Annotated in this window: 17 protein-coding genes, 1 tRNA gene and 1 pseudogene; 12 read left to right on the forward strand and 7 right to left on the reverse strand. The window is 55.5% G+C overall.

Annotated features, from left to right (window positions below; translation table 11 throughout):
• From ABYV26_RS01805 to rho, 3 genes are all read right to left on the reverse strand, one after another.
• The coding region (locus ABYV26_RS01805; RefSeq protein WP_372677607.1) for a PCRF domain-containing protein at positions 1-358 on the reverse strand (358 nt) is incomplete at its 3' end.
• A 179-nt stretch (positions 359-537) separates the two neighbouring features.
• Positions 538-747, reverse strand: a complete 210-nt coding sequence (rpmE, locus tag ABYV26_RS01810) for a 50S ribosomal protein L31 (protein WP_372677609.1) — start codon at positions 745-747, stop codon at positions 538-540.
• 26 nt (positions 748-773) lie between these two features.
• Positions 774-2,021: a transcription termination factor Rho gene (rho, locus tag ABYV26_RS01815; RefSeq protein ID WP_319408652.1), complete on the reverse strand. Its 1,248-nt coding sequence runs from the start codon at positions 2,019-2,021 to the stop codon at positions 774-776.
• Between the two features lie 393 nt (positions 2,022-2,414).
• On the opposite strand from rho, the gene ABYV26_RS01820 reads away from it, so the two are divergent.
• The 10 genes and pseudogenes from ABYV26_RS01820 (at position 2,415) to ABYV26_RS01865 (ending at position 13,956) form a co-directional block, all read left to right on the forward strand.
• Positions 2,415-3,833: an HD domain-containing protein gene (locus tag ABYV26_RS01820; protein WP_372677611.1), complete on the forward strand. Its 1,419-nt coding sequence runs from the start codon at positions 2,415-2,417 to the stop codon at positions 3,831-3,833.
• Positions 3,834-4,211: 378 nt separating this feature from the next.
• On the forward strand, positions 4,212-4,889 hold the full coding sequence (locus ABYV26_RS01825) for an adenylate kinase (protein ID WP_372677613.1): 678 nt from the start codon (positions 4,212-4,214) through the stop codon (positions 4,887-4,889).
• A gap of 249 nt (positions 4,890-5,138) precedes the next feature.
• Positions 5,139-5,345, forward strand: coding sequence for a 30S ribosomal protein S21 (rpsU, locus tag ABYV26_RS01830; RefSeq protein WP_372677615.1), 207 nt, complete (start codon positions 5,139-5,141; stop codon positions 5,343-5,345).
• Between the two features lie 120 nt (positions 5,346-5,465).
• Positions 5,466-6,716, forward strand: a pseudogene (locus ABYV26_RS01835) (folylpolyglutamate synthase/dihydrofolate synthase family protein).
• A gap of 49 nt (positions 6,717-6,765) precedes the next feature.
• Positions 6,766-6,841, forward strand: a tRNA-Arg gene (locus ABYV26_RS01840).
• A 461-nt stretch (positions 6,842-7,302) separates the two neighbouring features.
• Entirely contained in the window at positions 7,303-7,542 is a 240-nt protein-coding gene (locus ABYV26_RS01845; protein ID WP_372677617.1) for a hypothetical protein, read from the forward strand.
• 9 nt (positions 7,543-7,551) lie between these two features.
• Positions 7,552-8,256 (forward strand): PAS domain-containing protein, encoded by a 705-nt coding sequence (locus ABYV26_RS01850; RefSeq protein WP_372677619.1) that lies wholly within the window; start codon positions 7,552-7,554, stop codon positions 8,254-8,256.
• A 683-nt stretch (positions 8,257-8,939) separates the two neighbouring features.
• Positions 8,940-10,856 carry a gamma-glutamyltransferase gene (gene ggt / locus ABYV26_RS01855; protein WP_372677621.1) on the forward strand — a complete coding sequence of 639 codons (1,917 nt, stop codon included), beginning with the start codon at positions 8,940-8,942 and terminating at the stop codon, positions 10,854-10,856.
• 840 nt (positions 10,857-11,696) lie between these two features.
• The gene (locus tag ABYV26_RS01860; RefSeq protein WP_372677623.1) at positions 11,697-13,130 is read left to right on the forward strand and encodes a trimethylamine methyltransferase family protein; all 1,434 of its coding nucleotides are present in this window, start codon (positions 11,697-11,699) and stop codon (positions 13,128-13,130) included.
• A 43-nt stretch (positions 13,131-13,173) separates the two neighbouring features.
• A complete protein-coding gene (locus ABYV26_RS01865; RefSeq protein ID WP_372677624.1) occupies positions 13,174-13,956 on the forward strand; it encodes an aspartate/glutamate racemase family protein in 783 nt (260 codons plus the stop codon).
• Between the two features lie 21 nt (positions 13,957-13,977).
• Here ABYV26_RS01865 and ABYV26_RS01870 read toward each other — a convergent pair whose 3' ends face one another.
• Together ABYV26_RS01870 and ABYV26_RS01875 are read right to left on the reverse strand one after the other, a co-directional pair.
• Positions 13,978-14,598, reverse strand: coding sequence for a hypothetical protein (locus ABYV26_RS01870; RefSeq protein WP_372677626.1), 621 nt, complete (start codon positions 14,596-14,598; stop codon positions 13,978-13,980).
• Positions 14,599-14,765: 167 nt separating this feature from the next.
• The gene (locus ABYV26_RS01875) at positions 14,766-15,956 is read right to left on the reverse strand and encodes an MFS transporter (protein ID WP_372677628.1); all 1,191 of its coding nucleotides are present in this window, start codon (positions 15,954-15,956) and stop codon (positions 14,766-14,768) included.
• Positions 15,957-16,157: 201 nt separating this feature from the next.
• Here ABYV26_RS01875 and ABYV26_RS01880 point away from each other — a divergent pair, with 201 nt between their 5' ends.
• The gene (locus tag ABYV26_RS01880; protein ID WP_372677630.1) at positions 16,158-17,018 is read left to right on the forward strand and encodes an urea carboxylase-associated family protein; all 861 of its coding nucleotides are present in this window, start codon (positions 16,158-16,160) and stop codon (positions 17,016-17,018) included.
• Positions 17,019-17,256: 238 nt separating this feature from the next.
• On the opposite strand, the gene ABYV26_RS01885 is transcribed toward ABYV26_RS01880, so the two are convergent.
• A complete protein-coding gene (locus ABYV26_RS01885) occupies positions 17,257-17,469 on the reverse strand; it encodes a hypothetical protein (protein ID WP_372677632.1) in 213 nt (70 codons plus the stop codon).
• A 256-nt stretch (positions 17,470-17,725) separates the two neighbouring features.
• Between ABYV26_RS01885 and ABYV26_RS01890 the strand changes: the two genes are divergently transcribed.
• On the forward strand, positions 17,726-19,729 hold the full coding sequence (locus tag ABYV26_RS01890) for an AsmA family protein (RefSeq protein WP_372677634.1): 2,004 nt from the start codon (positions 17,726-17,728) through the stop codon (positions 19,727-19,729).
• 5 nt (positions 19,730-19,734) lie between these two features.
• Here the strand turns inward: ABYV26_RS01890 and ABYV26_RS01895 are convergent, their stop codons facing one another.
• Positions 19,735-20,709 (reverse strand): PHP domain-containing protein, encoded by a 975-nt coding sequence (locus ABYV26_RS01895; RefSeq protein ID WP_372677636.1) that lies wholly within the window; start codon positions 20,707-20,709, stop codon positions 19,735-19,737.
• Positions 20,710-20,761 lie beyond the last annotated feature (52 nt).

Genomic DNA, 20,761 nt, shown 5'->3' on the forward strand with positions numbered 1-20,761 from the left:
CTCCGCCGGTGCCGGCGCGGATCTCCAGAATCACATTCTTGTCGTCCAGTGGGTCCTTGGGAACCAGCAGGATTTTGAGTTCTTCCTGCAGCCGCTCCTTTTCCCGCTCCAGCCGGTCAACCTCCTCGCCGGCCATCTTTTTCATCTCGGGATCGTCGTCGTGCATCAAGTCGAGGCTGTCATCCAGTTCCCGGTCCACCCGCTTGAACTCCCTGAAGGCGGTCACAACGGGTGAAATCTCCGCATGCTCCCGAATATACTTTTGGTACGCGTCCCTGTCCTGAACCACCTTCGGATCGGACAACAGCCGTTCCAGTTCCTGGTAACGATCTTCAACACCTTTTAATTTTTCAAACATGTCGCACCACCCATTCATGACGGGATGCCGCCGGAACCATTCAACGGTTTATCACAAAGGCGGCACTTCCGTACGATGATGTATGTATAAGGTCTGGAATGGTCTGGGCCGGCAGGACCCGGTGCCGGTTCTAAAGACCGGCCACCGGACGAAGCCTGTGGAAAGACAGAGCAGGAGCGCTATTGATTCTGAAACTTTTCGTATTTTTTTCTGAACCGTTCGATGCGGCCGGCCGTATCGATCAGCTTCTGTTTGCCGGTAAAAAACGGATGGCAGTTGGAGCAGATCTCCACGCGAATGTCCTGTTTCGTGGAACCCACCTCGACCGCGTTGCCGCAGGCACACTGGATGGTTGTTTCGTAATAATCCGGATGGATGCTGGCTTTCATTGTAATTTCAACCCCCTGTAAGTATTTTAAGCGTTCATTGAATCCAAGAAATCTGCATTATCCTTTGTTCCGTTCATTTTTTCAAGTAAAAATTCGAGACTGTCCGACGGATTCAAGGAGGCAAACAGTTTTCTGAGAATCCAGACGCGGTTCAAGGTTTTCTCGTCGAGGAGCAGCTCTTCCTTGCGGGTACCCGATTTTTTGATGTCGATGGCCGGGAAGATGCGTTTGTCAGCCAGGCGGCGATCCAGCTGAATCTCCATATTGCCGGTGCCTTTGAACTCTTCGAAAATGACCTCGTCCATGCGTGAACCGGTATCCACCAAGGCGGTGGCGATGATGGTCAGGCTGCCCCCTTCCTCGATGTTTCGGGCGGCACCGAAAAACCGTTTGGGCCGCTGCAGGGCATTGGAGTCCACACCGCCGGAGAGAATTTTACCGCTGGGGGGCATGACCGAGTTGTAGGCACGGGCCAGGCGGGTGATGCTGTCCAGCAGGATCACCACGTTCTTTTTGTGCTCCACCAGCCGCTTGGCCTTTTCGATGACCATCTCGGCTACCTGAACATGGCGTTCGGCCGGTTCGTCAAAGGTGGAGCTGATCACCTCCCCTTTCACCGATCGCTGCATGTCCGTGACCTCTTCCGGACGCTCGTCGATGAGCAGGACAAAGAGCACGATATCCTTGTGGTTCTTCACGATGCAGTTGGCGATGCATTGGAGCAGCATGGTTTTTCCGGAACGGGGTGGTGAAACGATCAAACCGCGCTGGCCGAATCCGATGGGGGTCAACAGGTCCATGATGCGGGCGGAATAGTTTTCCGGCTCGTTTTCCAGGTTGACCTTGTCTTCCGGATACAGGGGAGTCAGGTTGTCGAATAGGATCTTTTCCCGGGCCACTTCCGGATCTTCATAGTTGACCGCTTCAACCTTCAGCAGGGCAAAGTAGCGTTCGGACTCTTTGGGCTGACGAATCTGCCCGGAGACGGTGTCGCCGGTTCTCAGGTTGAACCGCCTGATCTGCGACGGTGAAACATAGATGTCGTCGGGACCTGGCAGGTAGTTGTAGTTGGGTGCTCGCAGAAAGCCGAATCCGTCGGGCAGGATCTCCAGCGTTCCCTCCCCGAAAATGAGCCCGTCTTTCTCAATCTGGGCCTGGAGCAAGGAAAAGATAAGCTCCTGCTTGCGCATGCCGGCAGCACCGTCGATATTGAGCTGCTTGGCCAGTTTGGTTAGTTCGTTAATTTTCTTGTTCTTCAGTTCTACGATGTTCATCAACACACCCCACTTTAGGATTGATTAGCGCACATCACCGGCAAAGGCAATTCACTAGAATAGGCAAACAACAGCAACTCCGGTTTCCGGTTGCCGCCAGTGGCGACAAGGTTTTACACCCTAAGCCAGCATTTCGGATTTCACTTGACGACGGTGCCTTTCGGGTGAATTGGGTTGGACTGTTGGTTTTTTTTGGAGGAATATGCGTGTTTTTGTGATAGAAGTTATTCGAATTTACCCCACCAGACGGGTCTATCCGTGAGAATAAGTAAAATTTTTATACCATGAATCCGCTGGTGTCAAGGGAATTTGACCTCGCTGGTAAGCGCGTTGTCGCCACCGGCCGGCCGCCGAGCCGAGCCGGCATCGAAATGGGCCATTATTGTGTTATAAATGAATGACTTAACTGATATCAACCTTGATTTCCTGCCCGACCATCCTGACGGCATCTACCTGGTTGGCGGAATCGTACGCGACCTGCTGGCGGGTCATCCCCCGGCAGACATCGACCTCGTGGTGGCCGGGGATATCCTCCGCACTGCCGGACAGATCGCGGAAAAGACCGGCGGCAGCGTCATCGATCTGGGCAAAAAGGGTTTTGACGTGTTGCGGGTCGCATCGGCAGAGAAGACCATCGACATCACGCCACTTGACCACCCGTCCATCGAATCGAACCTGCAGGAACGGGATTTTACGATCAACGCCATGGCCTACGACGTCAGGGCGCGTCGTCTGGTGGACTGCACCGGCGGACGGGTGGACATGCAGCGAAAAAAGATCCGCATGGTTTCGCCGGCGGTCTTTGAAAAAGACCCGGCCAGGCTGGTCCGGGCCTATCGCATGTCGGCAGTGTTGCATTATTCTATCGCCAACGGGACCGAGGCTGCCATCGGCAGGCATCGCCACCTCATCGGCAGCGTCGCCGGAGAACGGGTCTGGGCGGAGCTGGTCAAGATATTCAGCACCGCCGACGCCTCACCCGTCATCATGCGCATGGCCGCCAGCGGACTGCTCACGGCCATATTCCCGGAATTGCGGCCCGCCGTCGGCTGTATCCAGAACCGCCACCACACCTGGGATGTATTCGACCACAGCCTCCGGGTGTATAATGAACTGGAAAGCCTGTTGTCCGCTTTCGGCGCCCGATTCCCCCGCCTGGCGGGCACTGACGGCGCCGCGCAACTGTCCGGACACGCGGCCATGTTGAAGTATGCGGCCCTCTTGCACGACGTGGGCAAGCCGGCCACCCGGCAGGTCGACCCTGATGGGCGCGTACACTTTCACGGTCACGCCGCAAAAAGTGCAACCATCGCCGCGGCCATCGGCCGCCGCCTGAAACTATCCAGCCGGCAACGCCAGGTATCCGATGCCATTATCCGCCACCATATCCGACCGTTGTTCCTGTACCTGGCATCGGAAAAAGGCAGCCTCGGCCGCATGGGCGCAGTCCGCTTTTTTAACCGTTGCGGCGACCTGGCCCTTCCGATCATTGTGCATACCATGGCCGATATCATGGCCAAGGGCAAGGGCATGCAGCCCAGGGACGGCGGCTTCATCAAATTTTGCGACGGCCTGCTCGACGCTTACATCGACTACACAGACCGCCAGGCCACCGTGCCGCCGCTGATCAGCGGGAATGACCTCATTTCGGTTTTCGGCCTCTCCCCTTCTCCCCGGTTCAAATACCTACTGAACCGGGTGGATGAAGGCCGGCTATCCGGCGAAATGGCCACCCGGGATCAGGCCCTGAAATGGGTCGAGGCCCATCTGTCACTGGAAACCGGAGGACGAGGTCAGAGGTCGGAGGACTAAGGTCAGAAGATAATAGCTGGCAGGCTCAAAGCTCAAGGCACAAAGCAGAGTCCATGGACCAGAAACCACAAACCAGAGACCAGGGACCATGGACCATCCCCCTGAACCCCTCGCCACCCACGCGGATGCTTGACAAGCCCGCATCATTTCTGTACTAACGCGGATAGCTGGAGAAAATGCACTTCGGTGCCAGCCCGCCTGAAAACAATCATTGACACGTGATGCCGCCCCCAACCGTATCAAACCAAAAAGAACGGCATCCGACGATTGCCCGGAAATCAAGGATCCGGGTCAACGCACGTGGCCGCCGGCATCGCCGTGCGACTGGATTTATAATGATCATGTGGAACTGAACAGGAAACAGAAAGGAGAAGTTTAATGAACATCTTGTTTTTTGGCCCCAACGGCAGCGGCAAAGGTACGCAAGGTGCAATCCTGAAAGACAAGTACAACACCCCCCACATCGAATCCGGGGCGATCTTTCGGGAAAACATCGGCAAGGGAACCGAACTGGGCGCCAAGGCAAAAGCATACATCGACAAGGGCGACCTGGTCCCGGATGAGATCACCATCCCCATGATCCTCGACCGGCTGCAGCAGGCCGACTGCAAAAACGGTTGGCTGCTGGATGGATTCCCCCGCAACAAAAACCAAGCCATCAAACTGGATGAAGCCCTTAAAAAAGCCGGCATGGCCCTGGACATTGTCGTCGAAATTCTGCTGGACCGCGAAATCGCCAAGAACCGCATCATGGGCCGTCGTCTGTGCGTCAATGACAACAACCACCCCAACAACATCTACATCGATGCCATCAAGCCCGACGGCGACAAGTGCCGGGTTTGCGGCGGTGGCCTGAAGACCCGGGACGACGATCAGGACGAAGCGGCCATCAACAAACGCCATAACATTTACTACGACACCACCGTAGGGACCCTGGCATCGGCTTATTATTTCCGGGATCTGGCCGCAAAAGGGGGCTCCATGAAGTATATTACCCTGGACGGCGCGCCCAGTGTAAAGGATGTGACCACCGAGCTGGTCTCCAAACTGGATTAAGCCTGAACTCGGGGAAACGGTGATGGACGCTCCGTTTCCCCGTTTCAGTTCCGGTATCCCCGCCGACGGCCCCCCGATCCGACCTGCGGGCGTCCGGCCGCTATCTATGCCCGCTAAGAATATTTATGTTGAAAATAGCATTTTTACCTGATACTGATGACGTTTTAGAAATTTATGAAATAACCATCACGGTTGAGGGTATCACACCGACTTGTTTGCGCGATGGGAAAAAAAGGGGGTTGAGCCAGTTTGAAAGCAATTGAAGTCAAAGTCTTCGACAACGATCTCGAAAAAGCCATGCGGATCCTGAAGAAAAAAATTCAGAACGATGGTCTGTTCAAACGCTTGAAGCTGAAAAAAAGCTACGAGAAACCAAGCGAGTTCCGTCGTCGCAAAGAACGTGAGGCACTGCGCAGACAGCGCATCGCTGCTGCACGAAGCAGGAGATACCGCTAGCGACACCCGTTTGAGGACATGACCCGGCAGGGAGCACACCCCGGCCGGGTTTTTGTTTGGTAAGGAGTCGCCGCCATGCCAACCACCGCCTACACCGAATGCCTCGATGCCATGTATCGGATGAGGCGATTCGGCATTATCCTCGGTCTGTCGACCATCACCAACATTCTCAGCGGCCTGGGCAATCCCCAGCGCACTTTTTCAGCCATTCACATCGCCGGCACCAACGGCAAAGGATCCATCGCTTCCGCCCTGGCAACGATCCTGAAGATCGCCGGATACCGTGTCGGGCTTTACACCTCTCCGCACCTGATCCGGTTCAATGAACGAATCTGCATCGACGGCACGCCCATTTCCGACGATGCGGTAGTCGCCTCCTGGGAGGCGGTCAAAACCGTCCACCAGGGCGATCGGGAGCCCACCTTCTTCGAGTTTTCTACGGCCATGGCCTTTTATGAATTCGCCCGACGCAAGGTCGACTGCGCCGTTATCGAAACCGGTATGGGGGGGCGGATGGATGCGACCAATGTCGTCTAACCAATGGTGAGCATCATCACCAACATCTCGCTCGAACACAAAACCTACCTCGGCGGAACCATCGCGGCGATTACTGGAGAAAAGGCCGGCATCATCAAACCCGGCGTACCGGTGGTCACCGGCGTGACCCAGAAAAGCGCCAGGGAAGTCATCGAGAAGGTCGCCGCCGATCGATCGGCCCCCCTCTACATGAAGGGCCGGGATTTCCGCGTGCGTCGCACCGGCGACGACCGTTTTTCCTATTTTGGTGTGGACCACCGCTGGTCAGGCATGCGCACCGGTCTCATGGGCAGCCATCAGTTGGACAACGCATCGCTGACCCTGGCTGCCTGTGAACTGATCATGCGCGACGGGACCCGCGTCGCCAAAGACCACATTCAATCCGGGCTGGCCCAGAACCGCTGGCCGGGCCGCCTGGAACTGGTTTCGCAGAAACCCTACGTGATTCTTGACGGGGCGCACAACCTCATGGCCGCCAGGCGCCTGGGGCGTTTTCTGCAGGACACGCTTGCCGGCCGGCGCATCACCATGGTGGCCGGCATTTTGGATGACAAGCCCTATCAGGCGATCATCAAGGATCTGGTGGCACCCTGCGCCCGCCTGATCATCACCCGGCCCAAAATCGACCGCTCCCTGCCCCCCGAAACACTCGAAGCGGCCGCCAGACCACTGATCTCTGACATTCAGATCATCCCAGATGTGGGAGACGCCGTTCGTCAGGCCATCGCCACCTCCAGGCCCGAGGATGCGGTCTGCGTCGCCGGTTCGCTTTACGTGGTGGGTGAAGCCAAAGCAGCGCTTGAGAAATCCGGGCGGGCGTTGTTCCAGATCTAAAACAGCCTTGACTTGTTCAAGCTGATACTCTATTTTTGCCGACACATTCGCGCCCGTAGCTCAGTGGATAGAGCACCAGCCTCCGGAGCTGGGGGTCGCAGGTTCGATACCTGCCGGGCGCGCCATTCATAACAACAGGGACCTATAGCTTAATACGGGTCCTTTTTTTATGGGTTGAGACTCAGTTTCAACCCTATTTCCAGCCTTGAAATTAGAAACGAAACCTTTTTTTTAGGGCCGCTCCTATTCTGTAGATATTGAAAATACCTCCAAACCAAATAAAAACTAAAGTCCATCGCCTACCTGCCGAAGTAAATCCATGGGCACGCGCCACTGACCGGATCTCTCATCCTGCTTAGCATTGAGTCGTGCCCCGGAAAAAAGAGGGCATGGCCCAGGTTCGACGTCCTGGCCATGCCCGTCTATTTTTATGATTCCCGCGTCACCTGCAGCTATTCAATCTCAGCCCGGTTTGCTTATTCATCAACGCACGCCACCAATCGCCCATTTACTTTACTTTTTTCTGACGCGTATGCCCTAATGTGCTAAGGTTGGTATTATTCGCACAACCCAAGGGAGGCATCCAATGAAGACCAAAATCACACTGAAAGCACTGGAAAAAAGAATCGACCGGCGGTTGTCGAAGGACAATCAATCGTTGCATAAAACAAGGGTCCGAAGAAGGACGATAGAAAGTCTGGGGCCCTATTACATCGTTGACGACAAGACGAATTCCATAGCCGTTCAAGGGATCAATCCTGATCGACTGGTGGAAATCGGGAAAGAAATGGATGCGCTGGCCACCTGGGAAGAGGTGGAAAAATAGGGTTAAGGAATGGTTCGTTTCGCTGCCGAAAAGGCGTTAAAGGCAATTTCGGATGGACATGACGGATGGAGTCGTCAAATGGACGAGGAACAATTAAACAATGAATTAGAGAAGCTTCGAAAAAGTGAAAAGCGCTATCGAATGTTGATGGATGAATCCATGGACCCGACGTTCTCATTTTATGCGGACGGGACATATAGATATGTAAATAAGGCTTTTGCCACAGGTGTCGGTAAATCGTTGGACGATATTATCGGTCGTAAAATTTGGGATGTTTTTGAAAAAGATGAAGCAGATAAAAGATTTGCGATCGTAAAAAAAGTCTTTGCCGAAGGAAAAACCAACGAAATCGAGGTTCGCGTACCACACGCCTCCGGCGACACCTACTATTTAACAACGGTTAAACCCATACTCAATGACTCTGGTACGGTTGCAACCGTGATCTGCACGTCGAAAAATATCACCAAACGAAAACTCGCAGAAGTAGCCTTGGAAAAAGAGCGTGACAACCTGGTAAAAGCGTTGAAAGAGATAAAGACCCTTACAGGACTTCTACCCATTTGTTCCTCCTGCAAAAAAATTCGAGACGATAAAGGATACTGGAACCAGATTGAATCATATATCAGCAAACATTCCAAAGCCGAATTCAGCCACGGCATTTGTCCGGAATGCGCCAAAAAATTGTATCCTGAATTCAATATTCATCAGGATTGAGTGAATCGGCGATCGAGAAGGAATCCCCCGCACCATCGGCTACGCCAAGCATACACGGTCTCCTCTTTTCAAGGTCTATTGAACTGACAAATCAGAGCGCTATGCGGTTTATCGCAAACAATAAAGGAACGTTTGTTGAGGCCCCACGAATCGCAGCCATCACGCCCCACCAGCACACCTCGATTGGCGAAAAATCCATTGACAAGTATTACTGTAGCTTTTATTTTTTAAGTTAGAAAATATAAGTCGCCGATACAAACTGTCCTGCCATAACCCATTCTGTAACTCACCTCCCTTTCGATTTTAAAGCGATAATCCTGATGCCGGGTTTCTGATAAATCCAGTCAGGTGACAGCACCAATCGACGCAGCGTCCGTCTGACGCGGTCGATTTCACGGTGATCCTGCCCAATTGAAGCCCTGATATGCGATGGCGTGTCAAATTTAACGGCCATTTAACGAATCGCAGTAACGCCGAGTTGGGCAGCTCTTCTCATTGTATTCTCATGCAATATGGATGCGTTATGAAAGATTCAAACATCACACCAGTACTGTTAGTTCTAAAACTACTGATTGTCGCCTCCAAAGGGTAACGCTGGCGCTTTGGAGGCAACGTCCATCTTTTCCTGCGTAAAAGTTTAATACCATACCTGAATTTCCAATCTTAAAATCAGGAGGAATGCAATGAAAAAATATCCATTTTATGAACACTTGTTTAGATGGCAAACGTTGACCGTCGTCGTTGCAATACTTGTGCTGATGGCACCGGCCGCAGGCTGGGGCAAAGGCAAGCTGATGTTGGGTGTCCCGGGCGTTAAAGGCGGTGTGGTCACCACGAGCGAACCCAACGCAGCGAGAGTCGGCGCTGAAATATTGAAAAGCGGCGGCAATGCCATCGATGCCGCGGCGGCCGTGCAGTTTGCCCTGAATGTCGTCGAGCCGCAGTCCTCCGGGATCGGCGGCGGCGGCTTCATGGTCATCTATCTGGCCAAGTATAGAAAAACCATTACCTTGGATTCACGCGAGAAGGCACCCGGAGCTGCGACGGCGGATATGTTTGAGCCATTTATCGGCAATTTCGGTGTCGCTTCCACCAGCGGCTTGGCGGTCGGTGTGCCGGGGACGCTGTTGGGCGTGGCCACCGCCTTGGAAGAATGGGGCACCATCGAACTGAGCGAGGCGCTGGCGCCGGCAATCGCACTGGCCCGGGACGGTTTTCGCGTCGGCCCCCGGCTGGCGGAGAGCACCGAGAGCTCGCGCTTGCAAAATGAAACCGACATTACCGCTTATGGCGATGATGATAATCCTTATGACGTGGCCCGCAAGGTGTTTCGCCCCGGGAACCTACCCCTGGAGGAGGGAACGTTGTTGCTGCAGCCTGACCTTGCCAGGACGTTCCAGTTAATTGCCGATGAGGGCACAGATGTATTTTATAGTAGCGACGGCGAAATCGCCAAAGCCATCATCGAGACCCAACTGGCCACCCGTACAGATGGCGTCAGCGAAATTGATGCAGGCATTGGACGCATGACGCTTGACGATCTCGCCAACTACGACGTCGCTATCCGCAGGCCGGTATCTGACACCTACCGGGGGTATACGATCAAGGGCATGGGCCCGCCCTCATCCGGCGCATTGACCGTGCTGCAAATGCTCAAGATGATGGAGCGCTTTCCCATCGGCGATGCTGACGAAGGATTTGGTTTTGGGTCAACCCGCACCCTGAACGTCATGCTCGAGGCCGGGCGTCTGGCCTTTGCCGACCGTTCGGTCTGGATGGGGGACGAGGATTTCGTGGATGTCCCCAAAAAAGGCCTGCTGGACGACGACTACATCGCCATGCGCAGTGCGCTGATCGATCCCGATTCCCGCCAGGATGATGTCGAGGCCGACGACCCGCGCCCCTTCGAGTCCAACCGACATTGGAAAAAACATAAACTGGCCCGTGTGAGCCAAGAGATGCAAAAGGGCGTCAACACCACCCACTTCAGCATCGTCGATCGGTTTGGCAATGTCGTCTCCTACACCACGACGATCGAGTCGGGGTGGGGTACCGGACTGATGGTGCCGGGCTATGGCTTTCTGCTCAACAACGAGTTGACCGACTTCAATTTCGCGCCGGCCTTCAATCCGGACCCGGACAACTTCAATCCCGGCGCCAACGACGTGGCGGCCAACAAGCGCCCGCGGTCGAGCATGTCCCCGACCATCGTGTTCAATCGCGGAAAACCGGTGGCCGCTTACGGCTCGCCGGGGGGATCGACGATCATCAACTCGGTGGTCAACGTCACCATGAACCTCATCGATCACCAGCGCAACATTCAGGAGGCCATCGATTTACCGCGGATCTCCCAAACCAGCGCCAACGGCAGTCCGAACTGGGAAGCCGGTTTCTCGCAGGCGGTGATCGACGAACTGAAAACCGACCCATACGGCCATAACCTGGCCGATAGTCGTCTGAGCGTCATCGGTTCGGTACAGGGAGTCGTCATCAGCCCGTTTGGCAAACTGCAATACGGGGGCGCCGACCGGCGGCGGGTCGGGGGTGTGGTTTCCGTGAGACTCAAGGAAATCGATGATTGCTGGCGCTGCGACTGGTAGCGGCAACTAAAACACAAAGGGGTGCGGGTGGTGTGGTATCTGGGCAATGGCTTTGCTGGCAATCCAGGTATGCACCACCTTATCCCTGCTCCCGACGCCTTCCATCGCGCAGGGCGCCAATATCCTCGATCGGTGCCAGACTGAGCCGTTTTTTGTTGGCGCTTTGCAGGCATGTGCAATCGACCGAACCCGATCTTCAGTTCGCGCGCATCTCCCACCGCTATCAGCGGGGAAGGCGTTTTTTTTCGAGGTTCAACAGATAAGCCCCTGTCATTCACTCGACTTGTTGGCTACCGTCCGGGATTCTTCATCACCAGCTTTTCAGAATTAAAAAGCCACCGTACCGGTTTCCCCGAGATTTCTGTTGGCCTTGCAGGTACGGCCTGCACTGACCTTAACGCCCCTTGCACCGTCTATATATCGTCAACTGCAAAATATATAAATATACGCCAACACACTTATATCTTCCACCATTTGAAAAACTTAATGGAAGTATCTTTTTTGTTTGCAATCACTGCATGGTTTATGTTTCCCTGGTTGCCTGGTCATGAACGGGATAGATGTGAAAGGGGACGAAGCATTCATGCAATAGCATACCCAAAACATGACTCGGTTCTTCGGCACCATTTCAGCTCTGGGTGCGGATTCCGAAGCGGCTGGCGAGGTCATGAAAAAGCAGATGGCGATTATCGGACCTGCACATCCAACTCGTTGAGGGAGAAATAAAAAACGACAACCTGATCCACCAGGCAGAGACCAGGTAAAATGGCATGGGAAAAAGCATCCAAAATGCCCCTGTCAGACTTGCCACACACGGAATCACGCCATGGAGACGGCTCAATGGAAACCATCCTGGATCAAATCCACCGTTCATCCATAGAACTGCTCGCCTCAGTCGGTGTCCGTTTTCATTGCCCAGAAATCCTGGAGGGATTGGCGGCAGGAGGGGTTGACGTGGCAGGAGACCTCGTACGGTTCACCGAAGCACAGGTAATGGATTGTCTCTCCATGGCTCCCGAGGCGTTCACGCTCAAAGCGCGCAGCCCGGAAAAGGATGTGCGTATCGGAGGCAACAGTAGATGCTTGGCTCCAGCATACGGCGCATCGCTGGTGGTGACGCCGGACAATCATCGCCGCAATGCCACCCTGGCGGATTATCTCCGTATCGCCAAACTAGTTCATAGCACACCATTGCTCAGTTTAAATGGCGGCGTGCTGGTCCAGCCCGAGGATGCAAGCGGGCAACTGTCCAGTCTGGTCATGATGTACATCGCCATGCTCCTTAGCGACAAACCGCTAATTGGCATTCAGGATGGCGAGATCCAGGTTCGACGCATGATGGAGCTCGGCAGCATTTTATTTGGCGGTGAAAAGGCCTTCACAAGCTCACCCCGCTTCCTCTTCCTGATCAACACGTTGAGCCCCCTGCAAGTTGATGCCCAGGCACTGGCCACACTAAAAGTCTGTGCGCAATACAAACAAGCCCTGCTGATCACCCCTGGCGTCATGTTCGGCAGCACCTCACCCATAACCACGGTGGGCAGCGTGATTCAAGCCAATTCGGAATTCCTGGCCGCATTCTGTGCGGCACAGTTTCTGTCCCCAGGCCTGCCGGTCGTCTTCGGTTGCCTGGGCGCTCCAGCGGATATGCGCACCGGGGGTCTTTCTCTCGCCTCTCCAGCTCGATTCACCTTTGCCGATCTGGCTGCCGGCCTAGCCGAGAGATACCGTTTGCCCAACCGCGGCATCGGGGCGGTGACCGATGCGGGGCAGGTATCCGTACAAAGCGGATACGAAGCGATGTTCACGCTGCTGAATGACTACAACAGGCGAACCAGCCTCTCCATCCATGCAGCGGGTGTCCTGGCTGGTTTTTCCGCCTTCAGTTTCGAGCAGTTCGTCATCGACTTGGAAATCATCCGCATGGTTATCAGAAGCCGTGAAGCCTCTACGTTCATCGATGACGATTTCACTTTGGAGGTAATTCGGGATACCGGGCCGGGTGGGCAATACCTGACTAAAAAGCATACCTTGGCCCATTGTCGCACCGTTCCATTTCCATCAGGGCTGTCTCCGATCACCACCGCCGACCCGAAAAACTATATTGGCCAACTGACGCAAAACATCGGTAAGGCATTGGCGATGCTGGAGATGCAGTATCGCTATCCATGCTTGCCTGACGACGTCCTTCAACGGATGAATGCATATATGATCATGCAAGGGGTGCCGGAGAGCCTGCTCGCAACAGTCGTGAAGGCAGGCCACGCCGCCTAATTCGACAACCAACGACGTTACACCGAAAGATGGAGGGCAACATATGTACCTTTCCAGAGATATCGGGGTTGGCCGGATCAAGGGCAGAAAGAAATACTGCTACGGGACTGGTTTGGGGGTTGTGCTTTTGGATGAGACCTATCCCGGATTTCCGGGAGATGTACGCAATCCGAGTGCGTTTCCCTATCCCATACAGTACGAAGTGGCCGAAGGTCTCGATATCCAGAAACTGGTTTTGGACGAGGATAAACAGCAGCACCTTGAAACGATTGTAAAGGCCGCCGGGAGGCTTGAAAAAATGGGCTGCCGAGCCATTCTCGCCGAGTGCGGGTATTTTGCTTATTTCCAGAAAGAGATCGCATCCCGGATGGAAGTTCCGGTTTTTATGTCCAGCCTGCTGCAAGTCCCATGGGCCCAATCCTTGATCGGCCGGCGACGGGTTGTGGGGATACTCATGTCCGTGAAGGAGACGCTCCTGGACCGACACTTGACGGATGTTGGGGTAACGCTTGGCAGCAATTACGTGATCGGTGGTGCCATGGATTCGGGCCAATGTCCTGAATTTGACAACCTGTGGACCGAAGGGATTCGACCGGCAGTCCCCCATGCGGATTATCAACTATCGGAAAAAGATTTCGTGCGTGCAGGCGTTCGTTTTTTCAAAGACCACCCGAACATGGGCGCCATGGTACTTGAGTGCACGGGCTTCCCGCCTTTTGCAAGGGCCCTGCAGCGGGAAATTGGCATTCCGGTTTTCAGTTGGGGAACCCTTATGGATTTTGCGTATTCGATTACCGTACATCGTGATTATTACGGACATGTTTAGCCGGATGCTGAAAATCTGCCTTCATCCATGCTTCTCATTCAACGCGGCTGCCAGACAATCGCAAAACCGGTAAGCCAGTTCGGTCGGCTTGCCTGTCTGACCCCCTGACGGTTTCCTCAGCCGCGGTGACAGCTCGATGTGGTAGGCCAGCCAGCGTGGATCGGTAATCGTCAGCGTCTTGGTCGCCTTGAAGTAAATGTCGGCAAAACGCCCGCAAACTGACACGTCCGCCAGGTCTGCATCCTCCAGGCGCTGACGATCGATCGCCGCGGCCAGCGCCTCGGAATAGGCGCTGAAGTCCGCTGAACCGCAGGAGATCTCGACATCGAACTTGGATCGGACCTTTCCGTGCCCGTGAATTTCGACCAGAATCCTGGGGCGCCATTTTTCAATCTGCTGCGTATACACGCTGTGCCGGTGTTTGTTTGCATCGATGGTGAAATTGCAGGCGATGATGCTGCAGCACTCGAGCCGGTCGGCGAGGTGCCGGCCCACAAAACCGGTATTTTCGTCCGAATCGCTATGCTCGGCGCAAGGCAGGCAAGGTGTGCCGGCCGGGGCATGGTGGGGCATGCCGACGACGATGTCGACCCGTTTGCGCGTCTCTACGATCAAGCGTGACGGCTGGGTCGATTTGAGCATCTGATTGACATCCATAGCGTATGCCTGTGCTTGTTATCGGTTACCTTTTCAATCAAGCGGGTCAAAGGCCGGCAGCCGTTACCGTATAGCCAATCCCCTCACCCTGACCCTCACCCCACAGGGCGAGGGAACGTTAAAGCCACCTTCGTTCAGCCGAGGGTAAGCCGTTACATGCGACATTCCCGCCAGGGCTGAACCAGCAGGATCAACCCTGCCGCCCCCAGGTACATCAAACCCAGGTAGGAAAAAACCAAGCTGTAGTTGCCCCGGGTGACATCCAGGATATGGCCGCTCAGCCATGGACCGAGCGGTCCGGACACAAAGCCGTAGGCGGTGAACACCAGCCCGAATATGGCCCCAAAGTGCGCCATGCCAAAACAGTCGCCGGCCAACGGGCCGGAGACCGCAAACAGGGTGCCGAAGGCAAAACCGATGACCGCCGCCAGCACAGCCCACAGCCACAGACCATTCAGATGGGGCATGATCAGATAAGCGATGCCCGCGCCGGCAAAGCTCATTGCCATGATGCGGGATCGACCGATCCTGTCCGAAAAATAACCGCTGATCAGCCTGCCGCAGCCGTTGGTCAGGTTGAACGCCGTGAGCAGAACGACGGCCTGGGCCAGAGTCAGGCCGCGGTCCAGGCCGAACCCGGTGGCCAGGACGATCATGCTGGCCCCGGCAGCGCCGGCGAACACCCAGGTGAGCCAGAGGCACCAGAACTCGCGGCTTTTCAGGGCTTCTCTGACCGAGCGCCCGCTGGGTGCAGCAAACGCCGGCGACGACGGATCGTTCTCCGGAAACCGGATCAGAACTGAAGCTGCCAGGCCGATGATCAGCGCTGCACAGCCTGCCGCCAGGGTCAACGCTTCGTAGCCCCATGTCGACAAGAGAATGGAAAAAACAGGGGACATCACCGCCGCCGACAAGCCGAAAGCCATATTGAAAAAGCCCGCAACCAGGCCGCGTCTTTCGGGATACCAGCGCTGGACCACCGTCAGTCCCGGGAGATAAACAAAGGCAGACGCGGCACCGACGGAAAACGCCCAGAGGTTGACTTCTGCCATGGTGGCGGCCTGACTCAACCAGATGGAGCTGCCGCCGCCCATCACGGCCCCGAAAGCAGCCAACCGTCCCGGACCGTATTTCTCCTGCAGGCGCCCACACAGGTACATGAAGCAGGTGGCTCCGGTGAGAATGAAGAAAACCGTCCCACCGATCGCCCCGCCATCGGCATTGAATGCCTGCTGCCAATGCTGGCGCAGGACGCCGGGGAGGCCGAAAATAAACGAGCCCGGCCAGAAGATGGCGCAGGCGCAGGCAATCAAGATGAGGGATCGGGGGCTTTTTACGGGCATGCGGACTCCTTGATCAATACCGGATCTGTGCTACCGCAACGAGGTATTTACCATGATGCCGGCATTTGGGCAAACATCGGCCTGTTTTTCACCGACAACAACGTTCCGCCCTCCCCTCCTTTACGACAGCCATCCAAACCAATTGCCAGGAAATCGGCTTTGTGCCTATAAGATATCCTAAACAACGTGGAAAGGTAACCGATGAAAAACACCCTCCAAAGCCAAGCGCCAGCTGACGCCGCCGCCCGCAGGGCGATCAAGCCCGTAATCTGCTACCCGGTCGATACGCTGCCTCCGCCGGACATGACCGCCTATGCCGCCGCACGCCAAGCCATGGAATTGACTGATGTGGTGGTTGTGCCGCCGCGCGATGCCGGAACCTTTCACGTTCCTGCAGGGCATTTTTTCCGGATCGTCAGCATGAATGGCCCGCAGGTGGGCGATCTGAATCTCTGGGCGGCAAATGATCTGTCGGAACGGTTTTACAGCGGCAAGACCCGCGCGCTGCATGGAACTCACCTGAGCACGGGTGACCGGATGTGGAGCGGCTTCCCCCATATGCGGCCGATGGCGACGATCACCCATGACACACTCGACTGGTACGGCTTCGATGCGGATGGCGCCAGTGTGCATGACGTGATCGGCACCCGCTGCGATCCCTATACCAGCCGACTGCTGAGCGGGCGGGATTATCACCACTGCTGCCATTCGAACCTGACCCGTGCCTTGGCGGCAGAGACCGGCATGTCGCTGCATCACGCCGAGTCCCATGTCCATGATGTCCTCAACGTCTTCATGTGCACGGGATTCACCCATGACACCCATCAGTATTTCATGAAGGCCAGCCCGGTGCGACCCGGCGATTACATCGAATTTTTCGCCGAAATCGACCTGTTGTGCGCGCTGTCGACCTGCCCCGGCGGCGATTGCAGTACGGAGCACTCCAGCGATACGGCGGCCTGTTACCCGCTGCGCCTCGAAGTATTTCGGCCCGATCCCAAAGCCCTGGTCGGCTGGGCGCCTCCCCCGCCGTCAGCCTATTCGCGCAGCCATGGCGTGTGACCTATCAGCGGAGGTTTTCCAAATCCGATTGGCGGACGCCTGCAGGTCCTTCTGGTTGCTTTCTGGATAAGCGTCGGTACGATCCGCCCAAACAAAAAGCCTGGAAAAAGGCTGGACCCATTTTCCAGGCTGCATTTTTGAGGAGATAGGCATTTATCCACGGGTAGACCCGTGGGATTCCGTCTTCGACCATTCGAATGATGGCCGTTTCACTTTAACGGTTGGCGGTTGGTCGTGATCAGCCTTTAACGCGCTTTATGGTGCCATTGGCCAACAGCGATTGCAACTGATTGAGAAGATTTTGCTCCTGGCGATCGATGTGGTGATCTTCGTTGGCAATCTTCATGATGGCATCGTATTCGGAGCTGGTGAGTTCGCAGTCGGCAATGGCCTTATGAATCATGTCTGCCAGCTTTTCCGATGATTTGCTTAATTTTTCTCCTGGCCTCATATTCTCCTCCTGTGCACATTGATGTTGGTAATGGGAAATTCACCTTTCGGATGGACGAATATCTCAAATGGCCGCTGGTTTGTCAAGACAGTTAGGAGAGCAACATATTTATATAATATCATTTACTTGCACCTTTTCCACCTGACGGATCTTCGTCGCCGGGCTTTACATCTAATCAGGCGGTCTTAAATTGCAGGCACTGCATTGACCAGATAGCACCCCAATTCGATCCAGGCCAAAAAGGAGGAGGCTTACCATGAACAAAGCCGTAAAATGGATGCTTGTTATTGCCGGTTCACTGGTGGCGTTAATCGTCATCGCCGTGATTGTGCTGCCGATGGTGATCGACGTCGAAAAATACAAGCCGCAAATCGAGCAGCAGGTCGCCAAGGCCACCGGCCGCAGCTTCAAGCTGGGCGGTGAACTGAAACCGTCCATATTCCCCTGGATCGGTGTGCGCCTGTCGGACCTGCACCTGGGCAATCCTTCCGGTTTCAAGGAGAAAGATTTCGTTTCGGTGGCGTCTTTTGAGGTGCGTGTCAAGCTACTGCCCCTGCTGTCGCGCAACATCGAAGTCAAACGGTTTGTGGTCGACAAACCGGTCATCGTGCTCGAAAAACGCAAGGACGGCAAAGGCGGCTGGGAAGGCTTGGGCCAACCCGCGGAGAAACCGGCGGCACCGGCCCAAAAAACGCCGGCACCGTCGTCGACCGGCGACCTGCCCATCAAGGGGTTGCTGGTGGGAGAATTTGCCGTCACCGACGGCCTCATCGTGTGGCTGGACCAGGCCGCTGGTGTGCGCAAGGAGATCAAGGACATCGACCTGGTCTTGACGGACGTCTCCTTTGACAAACCCATCGGGGTGGCTTTTTCGGCGCTGGCGGACCAGAAGCCGCTTAAACTCGACGGCACCATCGGCCCGGTGGGTGACAAACCCGGCAAGCGCCCATTGCCGGTGGACTTGGCCCTTAACCTGCTCAATCAACTGGATGTGACCCTGAGCGGCAGTATCGACCCGTCCGTGGCACCGCCGACATTCGATCTTGCCGTCAACGTGGCCGAATTTTCGCCCCGCAAGGTAATGGACCAAATGGGCCAGAAACTGCCCCTTGAAACCTCCGACGCCAACGTCCTTAACGCCGTTGCGGTGTCACTCAAGCTCAAGGGCAGCCCGGAAAACGTCGTCGTGTCCGACGGCAAATTGAAACTGGACGACTCCCAGGCCACCTTTTCCGCCCAGGCCAGCGACTTCGACAAACCCAATCTCAAAGCTGATCTCAATCTGGACGGCATCGATCTGGATCGCTACCTGCCGCCTCCCACCAACGAAAAGGCCGGCGCGGACTCTCCGCAGAAGCCATCGGCGGACCCGTCCGTGAAAAAAACCGACTACACCCCGCTGCGCCGCCTGGTGATGGATACACGCGTCAAGGCCGGTGAACTGAAAGTCAAAAAAGCCCGCATGCAGAACCTCGAGGTCAGGGTCAGCGCCCGCAATGGCATTATCCAGCTGGATCCGCTCAAAATCGACCTTTACCAGGGCAGTATGGCCGGCACCGGCACACTCAATGTCCAGAAGGAGAAACCCACGACGGCCATTGATCTGGCCCTTAAGGGAATCCAGGCCGGCCCGCTGGTCAAGGATGTGATGGCCAAAGAACTGATCGAAGGCGCGATGGCCGCCGAGATCGGTCTGAATTTTTCCGGTGACACCCCCGATCGTATCCGTCAGACACTCGGCGGCAAAGGCGACCTGCGGTTCACCGACGGCGCCATCGTCGGCATCGACCTGGCCTCAATGGTTCGCAACGTGCAGACTGCCTTCGGTATGGCCCAAGAGCCCTCGGAAAAACCACGCACCGACTTCGCCGAACTGCACCTGCCCTATACGATCTCCAACGGATTGTTTAAAACCGAAGCATCCAGGATGGCCTCTCCCCTGTTGCGTGTGCTGGTGTCCGGCACCGCCGATCTGGCCAAGGAAACCCTTAATTTTCGCGTTGAACCTAAATTTGTGGCCACGATCCAGGGCCAGGGCGACACGGCCCAGCGCACGGGAATTCAGGTACCGGTGATGGTGTCGGGAAGCTTTGCATCACCCTCATTCACCCCGGACCTCAAAGCCATCCTGGGCCAGCAACTCGGCCAGCCTCTGCCGGATAAGGAAGCCTTGAAAAAGATGGTGCCTTCCAAAGACGATGCCGGCAAAATGATGCAGGAGGGCGTGAAAGGCCTGCTCAAGGGATTGGGCAACCAGTAGTAATCTCAGGTGATCATGGAAAAAAGGATCAAGGGCAGGGCATTGTAGTTGATCTTTAAAAAGGTCAAACCGGCGACGACATAGAAGGCTTTTTTCAAGTGTCTGTCGTTGATTCTTTGCCAGATTTGTTCGGACGCCTTGCGGGTGCAGAAGCGGACCACGCTCTTGCCGAAGCGGATATTCTTTTCCACCATGTCCGGATAATTATTGATGCTGTTTTTCAGTTTGGCTCCGTTGGACTGGATTTTTTTCAGCAGCTTCGACTCGGTCCCCATCACCTTGGCCGCTTTGCGGTTCACGGCATCCAAAAAGGCTTTTCGGCTGCGGGCACAAGCGGCATAGGTGACCACACGACCCATCTCCTGGAGGCTGTGACCGTCACTGCCGCCGGTGATGGCACGGTTCAGGTTGAATCCCAGCAGGGCGCTTTTCAGATTCCAGCGCTTCAGGTTCTCTGAGTTGATCACCTCCACACCATCGGCCATGCGGAGCAGGCGGTCGAGCTGCGCTTCCGAAAAACTGTGGTTGCAGATGCCGGTGAATGCGGCTGAGTAGGGGTGCGGAAAGATGACGACGCTGTTGTATTTCCTGGCACGCCGAACGATGGATTCCACATCCAGGTCGGTCGATGACATGACCGTAGATCCCAAATGAGGCTTGACGTCGGCGGCATAAAAATCCTTGAGGTCATCGATGCGGTAGAAATAAACCAGCACGTGGGTCCCTTCCAGGGAAGTAACTTCGATGCCGGGTATGCTGAACACATCCTCATAGCCGTCTAGTTCCACGGCCCCGTCAATGGCGTTATGGTCGGTAATGGCAACACCGATGCCCAATTGCCGGGCCCGTTGGGCAATGTCTGCCACGGTATCGCCACCGTCTGAAAAGCGGGAGTGGAAATGAAGATCGACCACGGTGTTGCAGCTGGATAGCGCAGTCAGATCGGGAGCCTCAAATTGAATTCGACTGAAATTGTCCATAAATCCTGTTCGATCAGCAGTGTCTGCTTTAAGTGAAGGATCCAACCAGTAA

The sequence above is a fragment of the Desulfosarcina sp. genome, assembly GCF_041551955.1.
In the GTDB taxonomy this organism is placed as follows: domain Bacteria; phylum Desulfobacterota; class Desulfobacteria; order Desulfobacterales; family Desulfosarcinaceae; genus Desulfosarcina.